At 74.1% G+C, this 14,225-nt stretch carries 11 protein-coding genes; 3 read left to right on the plus strand and 8 right to left on the minus strand.

Annotation, left to right across the window (positions count from 1 at the left end; all coding sequences use genetic code 11):
• Positions 1–495 precede the first annotated feature (495 nt).
• The gene (locus ACZDYF_RS00360) at positions 496–3,336 is read left to right on the plus strand and encodes an FAD-binding and (Fe-S)-binding domain-containing protein (protein ID WP_475053137.1); all 2,841 of its coding nucleotides are present in this window, start codon (positions 496–498) and stop codon (positions 3,334–3,336) included.
• Here the strand turns inward: ACZDYF_RS00360 and gadC are convergent.
• Positions 3,333–4,850, minus strand: a complete 1,518-nt coding sequence (gene gadC / locus ACZDYF_RS00365; RefSeq protein WP_475051555.1) for a glutamine/gamma-aminobutyrate antiporter GadC — start codon at positions 4,848–4,850, stop codon at positions 3,333–3,335. The genes ACZDYF_RS00360 and gadC overlap by 4 nt on opposite strands.
• 155 nt (positions 4,851–5,005) lie before the next feature.
• On the opposite strand from gadC, the gene ACZDYF_RS00370 reads away from it, so the two are divergent.
• A complete protein-coding gene (locus ACZDYF_RS00370) occupies positions 5,006–5,734 on the plus strand; it encodes a nitroreductase family protein (protein WP_475051558.1) in 729 nt (242 codons plus the stop codon).
• 17 nt (positions 5,735–5,751) lie between these two features.
• Here ACZDYF_RS00370 and ACZDYF_RS00375 read toward each other — a convergent pair whose 3' ends face one another.
• The 6 genes from ACZDYF_RS00375 to ACZDYF_RS00400 all read right to left on the minus strand — a co-directional run bounded on the left by ACZDYF_RS00375 (position 5,752) and on the right by ACZDYF_RS00400 (position 11,714).
• Entirely contained in the window at positions 5,752–6,324 is a 573-nt protein-coding gene (locus ACZDYF_RS00375; RefSeq protein WP_475051560.1) for a GNAT family N-acetyltransferase, read from the minus strand.
• 90 nt (positions 6,325–6,414) lie between these two features.
• A complete protein-coding gene (cofC, locus tag ACZDYF_RS00380) occupies positions 6,415–7,266 on the minus strand; it encodes a 2-phospho-L-lactate guanylyltransferase (protein WP_475051564.1) in 852 nt (283 codons plus the stop codon).
• A complete protein-coding gene (gene cofD, locus ACZDYF_RS00385) occupies positions 7,263–8,195 on the minus strand; it encodes a 2-phospho-L-lactate transferase (RefSeq protein ID WP_475051567.1) in 933 nt (310 codons plus the stop codon). The genes cofC and cofD overlap by 4 nt, the downstream gene beginning before the upstream one ends.
• 59 nt (positions 8,196–8,254) lie before the next feature.
• Positions 8,255–8,968, minus strand: coding sequence for a maleylpyruvate isomerase N-terminal domain-containing protein (locus ACZDYF_RS00390; RefSeq protein ID WP_475051570.1), 714 nt, complete (start codon positions 8,966–8,968; stop codon positions 8,255–8,257).
• Between the two features lie 96 nt (positions 8,969–9,064).
• Complete coding sequence (gene metX / locus ACZDYF_RS00395) at positions 9,065–10,276, minus strand: homoserine O-acetyltransferase MetX (RefSeq protein WP_225226726.1); 1,212 nt, start codon at positions 10,274–10,276, stop codon at positions 9,065–9,067.
• Positions 10,277–10,349: 73 nt separating this feature from the next.
• Complete coding sequence (locus ACZDYF_RS00400; protein ID WP_400273864.1) at positions 10,350–11,714, minus strand: bifunctional o-acetylhomoserine/o-acetylserine sulfhydrylase; 1,365 nt, start codon at positions 11,712–11,714, stop codon at positions 10,350–10,352.
• Positions 11,715–12,163: 449 nt separating this feature from the next.
• Here ACZDYF_RS00400 and ACZDYF_RS00405 point away from each other — a divergent pair, with 449 nt between their 5' ends.
• Positions 12,164–13,585: a C40 family peptidase gene (locus ACZDYF_RS00405; protein WP_475051576.1), complete on the plus strand. Its 1,422-nt coding sequence runs from the start codon at positions 12,164–12,166 to the stop codon at positions 13,583–13,585.
• Positions 13,586–13,717: 132 nt separating this feature from the next.
• Here the strand turns inward: ACZDYF_RS00405 and ACZDYF_RS00410 are convergent, their stop codons facing one another.
• Complete coding sequence (locus ACZDYF_RS00410; protein WP_056645206.1) at positions 13,718–14,221, minus strand: inorganic diphosphatase; 504 nt, start codon at positions 14,219–14,221, stop codon at positions 13,718–13,720.
• Between the last annotated feature and the right edge of the window lie 4 nt (positions 14,222–14,225).

The raw sequence follows: 14,225 nt of genomic DNA on the forward strand, positions 1-14,225 counted from the left end.
ACGAGCGGGAGCGAGCACGACCCGGCCCGGGCAGGGCAACTCCAGGAGCCGGTGGGCAGGCTCGTACAGGGGCACCCCTGGCACGGTGCAGCCCAGCACGGCGCACATGTGCACCGCGCACCCGGCACAGCGCACCACCGAGTGCTGGCCCGCACGTGGCGAGGGTGGGTCCGGGGACCTTCCGTCCGCTCCGCCGCCCGGCGCCGGGCGGTGAACCGCGCGCCGCCGTCGGGCACGCTGCCGACCCGTCCCCCGCGCAACCCCCGATCCGGGACACTCCCCGGACGCGCGTCCGTGGCCCCGGGGAGTGGTGGGAGAATCGCCGACGTGACTGCTGAACCCGACGCCGCAGGAGCCCCCGTCCCGCCCGAGCGCACGGAGGCGGACGCCCAGCACGCCGCGAAGGCGGCCGCCGCCGAGGAGGCCGCGCGGTCTGCGGCCCTCAGCGAGGCCGAGCGTGCCGCGGACGCGGCGCGCGAGGCGGTCGCCGCAGCGCTGCGCACCACGACGCGCGGCATCGTCGACTCCTCGACGCGTCGCCGGGCCGAGTACTCGACCGACGCGTCGAACTACCGCGTCGTCCCCGAGATGGTGGTCTTCCCGGTCTCGACCGAGGACGTCGTGGCGGCGCTCGAGGTGACGCGCGAGCTGGGCGTGCCGCTCACGGCGCGCGGCGCGGGCACGTCGGTCGCGGGCAACTCGATCGGCCCGGGCGTCGTGATCGACTTCTCGCGGCACGTCAACCGGGTCCTGTCGGTCGACCCGGAGGCCCGCACGGCCCGCATCGAGCCGGGTGTCGTCATGTCGACGCTGCAGAAGGCCGCGGCCCCGCACGGCCTGCGCTTCGGCCCCGACCCCTCGACGCAGAACCGCGCGACGCTCGGCGGCATGATCGGCAACAACGCGTGCGGTCCGCACGCGGTCGCCTACGGGCGCACCGCGGACAACGTGGTCGAGCTCGACGTGGTCGACGGCACGGGCCGGCGATTCACCGCGGGCAAGGGCGACCCGACGTTCGCGGCGGTCCCCGGCCTCGCGCAGCTCGTCAAGGACAACCTGGCGCTCATCCGCACCGAGTTCGGGCGGTTCGGGCGGCAGGTCTCCGGGTACTCGGTCGAGCACCTGCTGCCGGAGAACGGCTCGGACCTCGCGAAGTTCCTCGTGGGCTCCGAGGGCACCCTCGTCACGATCCTCGAGGCCACGGTCGCCCTGGTCCCGATGCCGAGCGCGCCCACGCTCGTCGTCCTCGCCTACGAGGACATGCCCACCGCGGCCGACGACGTCCCCGCCCTCCTCTCGCTGGGCCCGCTCGCGGTCGAGGGCCTCGACGCCCGCCTCGTCGACGTGGTGCGCCGCGCCAAGGGTGCGGGCTCGGTCCCCGAGCTGCCGCCGGGCGGTGGCTGGATGATGGTCGAGGTCGGGGGAGCGACCCCCGAGGAGGCGTACGCGAACGCCGAGGCCATCGTCGCGGCCTCCGCGTCGACGTCCACACGCATCCTGCCCGCAGGTCCTGACGCCACGGCCATGTGGCAGATCCGGGCCGACGGCGCCGGGCTGGCCGGGCGCACGCCGGCGGGGGAGCAGGCGTGGCCGGGCTGGGAGGACTCCGCGGTCCCGCCCGAGAAGCTGGGCGCCTACCTGCGCGACCTCGACGCGCTCATGGCGCGCTACGGCGTCGACGGCCTGCCGTACGGGCACTTCGGCGACGGGTGCGTGCACCTGCGCATCGACATCCCGCTCGAGACGTCGGGCTCGGTGCTGCGGACCTTCATGACAGAGGCCGCCGAGCTCGTGGCCAAGTACGGCGGCTCGCTGTCCGGTGAGCACGGCGACGGCCGCGCACGCTCGGAGCTGCTGCCCGTCATGTACTCGCCCGAGGCCATCTCGCTGTTCGAGCAGGTCAAGGCGCTGTTCGACCCGCAGGACGTGCTCAACCCCGGGGTGATCGTGCGACCCAACGCGGTCGACGCAGACCTGCGCCGGCCCAAGGCGCTGCCCGTGCTGCCGACCAAGGGCGGCTTCTCGTTCGGCCACGACCACGGCGACATGACCCAGGCCGTGCACCGCTGCGTCGGCGTCGGCAAGTGCCGCGCGGACTCGTCGGCGTCGGGCGGGTTCATGTGCCCGTCCTACCAGGCGACCAAGGACGAGAAGGACGTCACGCGCGGACGGGCGCGCGTGCTCCAGGACGCGATCAACGGCACGCTCGTGGGCGGCCTCACGTCGCCCGAGGTGCGCGACTCGCTCGACCTGTGCCTGTCGTGCAAGGCGTGCTCGGCCGACTGCCCGGCGGGCGTCGACATGGCTCAGTACAAGGCCGAGGTCCTGCACCGCACCTACCAGGGCAAGCTGCGTCCCATGAACCACTACGCGCTGGGCTGGCTGCCGCGCTGGGCGCGCCTCGCGGGCATGATGCCGCGGCTCGTCAACGCGGTCCTCGGCATCCGGCCGCTCGCGAAGCTCGTGCTCTCGCTCGGCGGCATGGACCCGCGCCGCGAGGTGCCGAAGTTCGCCGAGGTCCCGTTCCGCACCTGGTGGAAGCGCGGAGGTGCGACGAACGGGGTGCCGGGGCTCGCCGTCGGGCAGACGCCCGGTCGGCCCAAGGCGGGCAAGCGGCCGCAGGTCGTGCTGTGGACCGACTCGTTCAGCGACGCGCTCGCGCCCTCGGTGCCGCAGTCCGCGGTCACGGTGCTCGACGCCGCGGGCTACGACGTGATCGTGCCCGACCAGCAGGCCTGCTGCGGCCTGACCTGGATCAGCACGGGCCAGCTCGACGGCGCCCGCAAGCGCCTCGAGAACCTGCTCCAGGTCCTGGGACCTTTCGCGGTCAACGGGATCCCGATCGTCGGGCTCGAGCCGTCGTGCACCGCGGTGCTGCGCTCCGACCTGCTCGACCTCTTCCCCGACGACCCGCGCGCCAAGGCCGTCGCGGGCGCGACCCACACGGTCGCCGAGCTCCTCACGCGCCCCGAGACACGCCCCGCACCCGAGACCTGGCAGGTCCCCGACCTGTCCGACGTCACGGCCGTCGTCCAGCCGCACTGCCACCAGCACTCCGTCATGGGCTTCGCGGCCGACGAGAAGCTGCTGCGCGGGGCCGGCGCCACGATCGACACGCTCGCCGGATGCTGCGGCCTCGCCGGGAACTTCGGCATGGAGAAGGGCCACTACGACGTGTCGGTGGCGGTCGCGGAGAACGCGCTCCTGCCCGCGCTGCGCAAGGCCGGCCCGAACGACATCTTCCTCGCCGACGGGTTCTCGTGCCGCACCCAGGCCGACCAGCTCGGCGGCGTGCAGGGCAAGGCGCTCGTCGAGCTGCTCGCCGAGCGGCTCTAGGCCGGCGCCTCGGGGGGCGCGGCCTGCGCCCCCGCGCCCCGGATCTCCGACTCCTGGGCACCGACCTGCCACGTGAACGGCGCGAAGTCGAGCGTCTCGTCGCGCCACGACGCCCGGCGCGCGGCGTACGCCCAGAACGGCAGCGCCACGAAGACCACGCTGAGGCCGACGAGCAGACCCACGTACGTCGTCGGGCTGCCCACCTCGACCTGCGCGGGCGGCACGAAGCTCACCACGAGCGCGAGCGCCGCCGCGAGCAGGCCGCACCCGCCGATGACCCACACGCCCACGATGCCGCCGGGCACGTGGTAGCGGCGCGGTCGGGCGGGCTGGGAGTACCGCAGGGCGATGACCGCCGCGAACATGAGCACGTACGCGACCAGGTACAGGATCACCGTGAGCTGGCTCAGGAGCTGGTACGCGGCCTGGACCGACGGCAGGACCACGAACAGGACCGACAGGACCGTGACGACCGCGGCCTGGACCAGCAGGATGCGCGAGGGCATGCCCGCCCGGTTCGTCCGGTGCAACCAGCGTGGCAGGTAGCCCGCGCGCGCCACGGACAGCAGACCCGTCGCCGGGCCCGCGACCCAGGTCACGATGCCCGCGAGCACGCCCACGGCCAGCATCGCGGCCAGGTACGGCGCCGCCCACCCGACCCCCGCCCAGGTGAGCAGCAGGTGGTAGGCCGTGAGCAGGCTCTGCGTCAGGTCGATCTGCCCCGTCGGGATGACCACGGCGATGGCGAGCGTCCCCAGGACGAGCACGACGACGGCCCCCAGCGCGGCCACGAGGATCGCGACCGGGTAGTTGCGGATCGGGTTCTTGATCGACCGCACGTGCACCGCGTTCATCTCCATGCCCGCGTAGAACAGGAAGATGCTCGCCGCGAGCACGATGTTCGACACCTTCGACAGGTCCGGCACGAACGCGCCCCACGAGAGCTCGACCTGCGACGGGTTGCCCGCCGCGAGGTATGCGGCGGCCAGCCCGATGAGGACCGCGGCCGGCACGAGCGTCCCCACGATCCCACCCCACTTCGCGACCTGGGAGAACGACTTCACGCCCCGCAGCGCGATGAGCGTCGCGAGCCAGAACACCGCGAGCACGACCGCGAGCACGAACACCTTGTCGCCCGACAGCCGAGGGGCGCTCGCTGCGTCCCCCGTGTACGCGAGCGTCACGGCGGCGAACGTGAGGATCGTGGGGAACCAGATGCAGCCCTCGATGAACACCATGAAGATCGCGAGGAACCCCCACCGGCTCCCGAACGCCTCGCCGACCCACCGGAACATGCCGCCCTCCTCGGGCCAGCCCGTCGCGAGCTCGGCAGCCACGAGCCCCACCGGGGCGAGGAAGAACAGCGCCGCGAACAGGTAGTAGAACGTCGAGGCGAGCCCGTACTCGGCCTCTGCGGGGAGCCCGCGCAGGCTCACGACCGCGACGATGTTCATGACGGCGAGCGCGGCGACCGTGATGGTCCCCGCGCCGGGCGTCCTGCGTTCTTCGCTCACGTGCGTGGCCTTCCTGCGACGGGGTGGTGCCGGGTCGTGGCCGACGGCGCGACTCACGCATCGTGGCACCGGGCGAGCGGTGGCGCGCGGGGAGCGGGGCGTCCGGACGCTCGGCCGCGTGCTCGGCGTGGCCGCGGGCTGGCAGCATGGTCGGCATGGAGTTCCAGGACGTCGTCCGCCGCCGCCGCATGGTCCGACGCTTCACGGACGGGCCCGTCGATCCCCGGTCCGTAGACCGCCTGCTGCGCAACGCGGTCCGCGCACCCAACGCGGGCTTCACGCAGGGCTGGGCGTTCGTCGTCCTCGACACGCCCGACGGCGTCGCGCGCTTCTGGTCCGCGACCTCGCCCCGCGCGGTGGGGGAGCCGGGCGGGGGTGGTTCCGCCGGGGGTGCGGGCGGCGAGGGGGACGCGGCCCCTGGCGGCGCCGCGAAGGAGAGCCGGTGGCTCGCCGGGATGCGGACGGCCCCCGTGGTCGTCGTGGTCCTGACGTCGCGCGAGGCGTACCTACGGCGGTACGCCGAGGACGACAAGGTCCGTGCGGCGGCGCAGGCCACGGGCGAGGGCGACTCCCCGTGGGACGTCCCGTACTGGCACGTCGACGCGGGCATGGCGTCGCTGCTCATGCTCCAGACCGCGGTCGACGAGGGACTCGGCGCGTGCTTCTTCGGGGTGCCGCCAGGGCAGGTCGAGGCGTTGCGGGAGGCGTTCGGGGTGCCGGACGAGTTCCTGGTGACCGGGGTCGTCGCCGTCGGGCATGCGGCGGACCCGGCCCCTCGGGAGGGCGCGAGGGGACCTGGGGTCGGCGCTACGGCGTCGGTGGGTTCTCCGACGCGACGCCCGCGCCGACCGCTCGAGGACGTGGTGCACCGCGGCGGGTGGTGAGACCGTGCCCCGCGGGGTCAGCGCAGGTCGAGCCGCATGAGCACGCGAGGGAACCCGTTGAGCACCGAGCCGGTCGTCGCAGCCTGCGTGAACCCGGCGTCCTCGAAGAGCTTCTTGGTGCCCGCGTAGGCCATGGTCAGGTCGATCTTCTTCCTCTGGTTGTCGAGCGGGTACCCCTCGACGGCCGGTGCGCCGTGCTCGCGGGCGAAGGCGACCGCGCCCCGCAGCAGGTGGTGCGAGACGCCCGCCCCGCGGTGGCCCGGGCGCACCCGCACGCACCACACCGACCACACGTCGAGGTCGTCGACGTGCGGGATCTTGCGGTTGCGGGCGAAGGCCGTGTCGGCGCGCGGGTGCACGGCAGCCCAGCCGACGACCTCGTCCCCGTCGTACGCGAGCACGCCGGGGGGCGGGTCCTGGCGGCACAGCTCCTCGACGAGCGCGCCGCGGTCGGGACCGACGAGCGCGACGTTCTCCTTCGAGGGCAGGCGGTAGCTCAGGCACCAGCACACGTTCGCGTCGGGCCGCTTGGGCCCCACCATCGTGCGCACGTCGGCGAACTGCGTCGCGGGCCGCACCTCGATCACCATGCCGTCACGATGCCACCGGCCGCTCCCGCGTGCTCGTCAGAGCGAGCGTGACCTCTGGTGCTCGCGGGTTCTGACAGCCTGGCGGCGGTGTCAGCCCCGTCGGGCCCGGTCCATGGCGGCGTGCAGGTCCGCGAGGTCGTCGCGGGCTCGGACGTCGCCCGGCAGCTCGGACCAGTCGTCGAGCGTGTCGAGGTCCACCGCGGTCCCGGTCCGCTGCACGACGACGGCGCGCACGCCCCGCAGCTCGGCTTCGGCCAGGTGCGCCTCGAGGCTCCCGACGCCGAAGCGGAACGTGAACGGTGCCTCGGCGTCGAGCGCCAGGAGGTTGGTGCCCGAGCGCGTCCGGTCGGTCGCGACGACGACGGGCGCGTCCTCGGCGAGCAGGGCCTCGACGTCGTCGGTCGTGAGCGCCGGGAGGTCGGCGTGGGCGACGAGGAGCCGGACGGGTCGCACGGCCGTGCCACCTGCTCCCTGGCCCGCCGGGTCGGCGAGGCTCGCGACGATCTCCAGGCCGACGTCGAGCGCGGCGTTCAGCCCCGGGCGGCTCGCGGGCTGCAGGACGATCTGGAGGCGGCCGGGGCCGTCGCCCTCGGCGCTGTCGCCGTCCCCCTCGGCGGGAGTGCCGGTCACCGTCGGCGGGGCGTCGTCCATCGGTGGCGGCACCGGCTCGACCAGGCTCCCCAGCGCACGCCACGTGAAACGAGGGTCCGACGTCACCACGAGCACCCGCTCCACGGACCCGCTCGCGAGCAGCGTGCGCACCACGTGCCGCGCGAGCGTCGCGATCAGGCGGCTGCGCTCGGCCGGGTCGAGCACGGTCGCGAGCCGCGACTTGCCCGACGAGCCGTCGCGCAGCGGCACCACGGCGACGACACGCTGCCGGCCCGGGGACGCTCCCGCCGCACCCGTGACCGCGGGGTGAGCGGCGCCGTCGGGCGTCATGCCGATGCCGCGAGCAGCTCGCGCGCCAGGCGCTCGCGGCCCTGCGCCCCGCCCATGACCGTGTCCGTCACGAGGACCTCGAGGCCCAAGGCCTCGATCGCGGGCGCGAGGTCGCGGTCGGCCTCGTCGATGCACATGACGTCGACCAGCCCCACGTACAGGCGCGCGACGCCGAGCGCCGAGACGTCGTGCCCCAGGCTCGCGAGGACCGACGCCGCAGGGCCCTTCAGTGCGCGGCCGCCGACGATCGGGCTCACCGCGACGCGGCGGGCCGGCGAGGACGCGAGGGTGTCGCGCACGCCGGGCACGCTGAGGATCGGCTCGATCGACAGGAACGGGTTCGACGGGGCGACGACCAGCAGGCCGGCCCCCGAGACCGCGTCGAGCACGCCCGGGGCCGGGGACGCCTGCTCGGCGCCCACGAACGTCAGCCCCAGGACCTCGTCGCGGTGCTGGCGCGCGACGAAGTACTCCTGGAAGCCCAGCGGCCCGTCGGCGGTCTCGACGACGGTCGCCACGAGGTCGTCCGTCATGGGCAGCAGGCGCGAGCGGACCCCGAGCGAGCCGGTGATCTGCGCCGTGACCTCGGTCAGCGTGGCCCCCGCGCGCAGGCGGGCCGTGCGCGCGACGTGCGTCGCGAGGTCCTTGTCGCCCAGCGTGAACCACGTGTCCTCGCCCAGGCGGCGCAGGGCGTCGAGCGTCGCGTAGGTCTCCCCGGCGAGGCCCCAGCCGCGCACGTCGTCGGCGAGGCCCGCGAGCGTGTACGTCACGGTGTCCAGGTCCGGGCTGATCGCGAGGCCGTGCAGCTCGACGTCGTCGGCCGTGTTGACCACGACCGTGAGGTCGGCTCCCGCGAGCTCCATGCCGTGGGCGAGCTTCGCGCCACCCACTCCGCCTGCCAGGACCGTCACCCGCACGTCGTTCACCACCGGTCGAGCATAGTTGGGTCGCCTGGGGCGGCGGACCCGCCCGTGGCCCGGCGGCGTGCTCAGAGCAGCGGCAGCATGCGCCCCAGGTCCGGCACCGAGTCCGAGGTGTGGAGCGGCGCGAGCGCGCGGGCCAGGTCGTCGACGTCGTAGGGGATGCGGCCCGTCGCGAGGCGGACCCACAGGCGAGGGTCGACGACCTCGAGGCTCCAGCCGCCGCGCGTCACGACGATGCGCAGCAGCTCGGCCGCGACGAGGTCCAGGGCGCCCCGGTCGACGGCCTTCTCGGCGACGCCCGGCAGGCTGCGCTCCAGGTCGTCGGCGTGCACGACGAGCTCGATGAGGCGCGAGACCACCATGTCGCGCAGCGTGATGGGGCCGCGGCGGGCCTGGACCACGGTCTCGGTGGGGGCGAGGTCGTCGAGCCGGGCGAACGCGCGTCGGGCGTACCCGGAGACGGCCGCCAGGCGGTCCGCCGCGATCTCCTCGTCGAGGGCGCGGGTCACCTGGGCGATCTGCTCGGCGCGCTCGGGGTAGGTGCCGAGGTACTCGGCGAGCGTGAGCGGGTTGGTGCCGGGGGCGACCGGGCCTGCGGCCACGAGCGCGTCCATGGCCCGGCCCAGGTGGGACACGAGCTCACCCACGGTCCAGCCGTCCAGGACGCTGGGCTGGTCGACCGCGTCGTCCAGGGTGTCGTCGAGCGACCCGAGCCACCTCTCGAGGCGGTCCCACTGGGTACGGAGGGCTGCGGTGGCCTCGGCCAGGTCTGCGGTCATGGTGACATCGTGCCGGGTGCGGGCCGCGGCGTCACGCACGGCGCAAGGGATGGGACGGGTGTGGGCCCGGCGAACCAGCCACTGAGCTCCAGAGGCTCAGACCTGCGCGCGCTCCCCGAGGAACTGCGTGACCATGGGCCCGAGCTGGTCGAACTCGATGAGGAACCCGTCGTGCCCGAACTCCGAGTGCAGGAGCCGCAGCGGCTGCGCGCCCGGGATGCCCTGGGCGATCCGTGCCGAGTGCTCGGGGAGGAACAGGCGGTCGGTGTCGACCGCCACGACGAGCGCGCGGGCCGTGATCTGGCCCAGGGCCGCATCGACGCCGCCGCGGTCGCGGCCCAGGTCGTGCGTCAGCATGGACTCGGTGAGCACGACGTAGGAGTTCGCGTCGAAGCGGCGCGAGAGCTTGTCGCCGTGGTGGTCCAGGTAGGACTGGACTGCGTAGCGCCCGTCGGTGAACGGGTCCTCGCCGCCCTGCGGCAGGCGGCCGAAGCGTTCGTCGAGCTCGCGTGCGCTGCGGTAGGTCGCGTGCGCGATCTGCCGCGCGATGCCGAGGCCCACGTGCGGCCCCTGGTCGTCGGGGACGTCGTAGTAGTCGCCGCCGCGGTACTGCGGGTCGGCGCGGATCGCACCGAGCTGCGGGTGCGCCCACGCGATCTGGTCGCCCGACGTCTGGGCACCGGACGCGATGACCGCGACCGACTCGACCGTGATGCCCGCCTCGGGGCCGAGAATCGCCCACTCGAGGACGCGTAGCCCGCCCATGGACGCGCCGATCACGAGCTCCCACGACGTGATGCCCAGGGCGCGCGCGAGCTCGATCTCGACGGCGACCTGGTCGCGGGTCGTCACGCGGGGGAAGCGCCCGCCCCACGGGCGGCCGTCCGGCGCGTCGGACGCGGGGCCCGTGGTGCCCTGGCAGCCGCCGAGCACGTTGGGCGCGACGACGAAGTACCGGTCGGTGTCGATGGGGGCGCCCGGCCCGACCATCGCCTCCCACCAGCCCGCGGACAGGTGACCGGGTCCGGTCGGACCGACGACGTGCGAGTCCCCGGTCAGTGCGTGCAGCACGAGCACGGCGTTGGAGCCGTCGGGTGCGAGCGTTCCCCAGGTCTCGTACGCGACGCGCACGTCCGGGAGCCTGCCCCCGGCCTCGAGGTCGAACGTGCCGACGTCGGCGAAGAGGCGGTCCCCGGCGTCGTCCCCCTCGCGCCACGCGGCCGAGGCCGGGACGGGCGCCTTGGCCCGTGCACGCGAGTCCGACCCGCGCAGCGGGCGCGGGGACGCGGAGGGAGCCGGAGAGGTCATCGCCGTCCACTGTACGGCCGGGGCACCGGGCGCGCCCCGGCCGTCCAGAATCGTCATCGCGTGTCCCGGCGCCTTACTCCGCCGCGACCGAGGCAGCGGTCGCGGCGTCGGACCCCAGTGCGGCCTTCGCGGCGGTGAACCCCGCCTCGAGGTCCGCGAGGATGTCGTCGACGTGCTCGATCCCGACGGACAGGCGGACGAGGCCCGGCGTGACGCCGGCCTTGACCTGCTCCTCGGGGCTGAGCTGGGCATGCGTCGTGGACGCCGGGTGGATGACGAGCGAGCGGACGTCGCCGATGTTGGCGACGTTCGAGTGGAGCGTGAGCGCGGACACGAACGCCTGCCCGGCGTCGGCGCCGCCGTCGAGCTCGAACGTGACGATCGCGCCCGCACCGCGCGGCGTGTACTTCTGCGCGTTGGCGTACCAGGGGCTCGACGGGAGGCCCGCGTACCCCACGGACACGACGTCGTCGCGCGACTCGAGCCAGGCCGCGACGGTCTTGGCGTTCTCGACGTGGCGCTCGACGCGCAGCGACAGGGTCTCGATGCCCTGGGCGATGAGGAACGCGTTGAACGGCGAGATGGCCGAGCCGAGGTCCCGCAGGAGCTGCACGCGCGCCTTGAGGATGTAGGCGAGGTTCGCGCCGAGGATGCCGTCCACGCCCAGGTCGCGGGCGTACACGATCCCGTTGTAGCTGGGGTCGGGGGTGTTGAAGCTCGCGAACCGCTCGGGGTCCTTGGAGAAGTCGAAGTTCCCGGAGTCGACGATCACGCCGCCGATCGCCGAGCCGTGCCCGCCGAGGTACTTGGTCGCGGAGTGGATGACGATGTCCGCGCCGAACTCGATGGGGCGCAGCAGGTAGGGCGTCGCGACCGTGTTGTCGACGATGAGCGGGACGCCGACCTCGTGCGCCGCGGCCGCGACGGCCTCGATGTCGAGGACGTCCGCCTTGGGGTTGGGGATGGTCTCGGCGAAGAAGGCCTTGGTGTTGGGGCGGGCCGCGTCGCGCCACGCCTGCGGGTCGTGCGGGTCGCTCACCCAGGTGGTCTCGACGCCGAGCTTGGCGAGCGAGTACTGGAGCAGGTTGTAGGTGCCGCCGTAGAGCGAGGGGCTCGCGACGACGTGGTCGCCGGCCTCGGCGACGTTGAGGATCGCGAACGTGGTCGCGGCCTGGCCGGACGCGAGGAGGAGTGCGCCGACGCCGCCCTCGAGGTTGGCGATGCGGTTCTCGACGACCTCGGCGGTCGGGTTGCCGATGCGCGTGTAGATGGGGCCGAGGTCCTTGAGGGCGAACCGGTCGGCGGCGACGCCCGCGTCGGGGAAGACGAACGACGTGGTCTGGTAGATCGGCAGCGCGCGGGCCCCGGTGGTGGGGTCGGGCGTCTGACCGGCGTGGATCTGGCGGGTCTCGAAGGACCAGCGGGGCTCGGTGCTCATGGTGGCTCCTTGGGGTGCGGGGGAGGGAGCCGCAGGTGCGTCCGGTGGCCTGGTTCCGGGGCGGTCCGCGGCGGGGCAGTGAGGGGACTGGTGCGCACGCGGTGGGCGGGGCCGGCCGGACGTCGGGGCTGCGGCTGACGGTCGTCGTCAGGTCGCCGGTCCGAGGTGCGTCCGGGTGCCGCCCGCAGGGCAGGCGAACGTGCGCTGGGGGTCAGCTACACATTCGACGGCAGGTCATGTCCCGAGACTAGGTCGGCATCTCATCCGGCGATACCCCCGTCTCGCGATGCGAGACCCGTGGGGGTGATGTTCACCCCGGGGCGGGCCCTGTTCACCCGTGTACCGGGTCGCCGCCCGGCGGACCGCCGGAGAGACTGGACGTCCGCCGCCCTCGCGGCGCGCGGCCGCCCGTGTGCGGCAGACCCGTCCCGACGACGCATAGGAGGAGCGTGACGACCTCGCAGCCTTCCCCCCAGCAGGCCACCCCCGCCCGACGACGTCGCGCGCCCCAGGACCCCGGGACGCCGCGCGGGGCGGGCCGGCTCGCGATCGTGGCCGCGCTGGCCGTGACTCTCACCGGCGGTGTCGTACCCGCCGCGGAGGCCGACCCGCCGAGCGACGACGACCTCCGCTCGGCGCAGCAGGACGAGCGCGCGGTGGCCCAGCGCGTCGCCGACATCGAGGCGGACCTCGCCACCCTCGCGGACCAGCAGGACGACGCCTGGACGCGTGCGGGCCTCGCCGCCGAGGAGGCCGGTGAGGCGCAGAGCGCCCTCGAGGCCGCCGCAGCCGAGGTCGAGGCGGCGCAGGCCGCGCTCACCACGGCCGAGGCCGGTGAGGCGGCGGCTCGTTCCGCGATGGGCGCGACCTACCGTGCGTCCCGCCAGTCCGGCGGGTCGCTCGACACGCTCCGCGTCGTGCTCGACGCCGACGAGCTCGACCAGATCGTCCAGTCCGAGCAGGCGCAGCGGCTCACGGGTCGCAAGGTCCAGACGGTAGCCGACGGGCACCGCACCGCGCGGGCCCTGGCCGACTCGGCGCGCGCCCGGTCAGTCGCGGCCCAGGAGGCGCGGGCCGCTGCGAGCGAGCGGGCCGAGCAGGCCTACACGACCGCGCTCGAGGCGCAGCAGAACATCGACGGCGCCGTCAGCGCGGCCGCTGCCCGTCGCGACGAGCTCCTGGTGGACCTCGCCGCAGCCCGGTCCACGACCGTCGAGGTCGAGCGGCAGCGTCAGGACGCGATCGACGCCGAACGGCGGCGGGCAGCCGAGGAGCGGGCGCAGGCCGACCGTGGGGGCCAGAGCGTGCCCTCGCCCGGCGCGGGCGGCGGCTCGACGACCACGCCGCCGCCCGTCACGCCGCCTGTCGCCCCGCCCGTGGCTCCGCCGGTGACCCCGCCCGTGACACCCCCGGTCACCCCTCCCGTGACGCCTCCGGTCGCGCCCCCCGTGACCCCGCCCGTCACTCCTCCCGTGACGCCGCCGGTCACGCCCCCCGACTCCGGGGCGGCCAAGGGCGAGGCTGCCGTCGCCTGGGCACGCACGAAGATCGGCGCGCCCTACCTCTGGGGCGGTACCGGCCCTGCCTACGACTGCTCGGGCCTGACCTCGCAGGCCTGGGCCAGCGTCGGCGTGAACATCACCCGCACCTCACGCTCGCAGTACGCGCGGGTCGCCAAGATCGCCTACAGCCAGCTCCGCCCGGGCGACCTCATCTTCTACGGCACGAACCCGAACGACCCGAGCACCATCTGGCACGTGGCCATGTACATCGGTAACGGGCAGATGATCGAGGCCATCTACGAGGGGAAGCCGGTGCAGATCAGCTCCGTCCGCTGGACGAGCACGATGCCCTACGCCGGACGCCCCTGACACGGCGACTCTGACGCGGCGGCCCGGGCGAGGCGCCCCGTCAGCCGGTAGGGGCACCCACGCACGAAGGCCCGGCCTCCCTCAGGGGAGACCGGGCCTTCGTGGCGTCCGGGGCGTGCCGGCAGCGCAGGATCAGTGACCGGGGGTGTGGTACCCGCTGTCGATCGCGCGCTGGATGGAGCGCTCGATCTCTGCCTCGGCCTCGGTGCGGCCGGTCCAGTGGGCGCCCTCGACGGACTTGCCCGGCTCGAGGTCCTTGTAGACCTCGAAGAAGTGCTGGATCTCGAGACGGTGGAAGTCCGACACGTCGTCGATGTCCTGGCGCCATGCGGCGCGCTGGTCCCCCGTGGGCACGCACAGGACCTTGTCGTCGCCGCCGGCCTCGTCGCGCATGCGGAACATGCCGAGCGCGCGGCAACGGATCAGGCAGCCGGGGAACGTGGGCTCCTCGAGCAGGACGAGGGCGTCCAGCGGGTCGCCGTCCTCACCGAGGGTGCCCTCGATGAAGCCGTAGTCGTCCGGGTAGCGCGTCGAGGTGAACAGCATGCGGTCAAGGCGGATGCGACCGGTCGCGTGGTCGACCTCGTACTTGTTGCGCTGGCCCTTCGGGATCTCGATCGTGACGTCGAACTCCACTGTT

Source organism: Oerskovia sp. PE-21s (assembly GCF_056158145.1).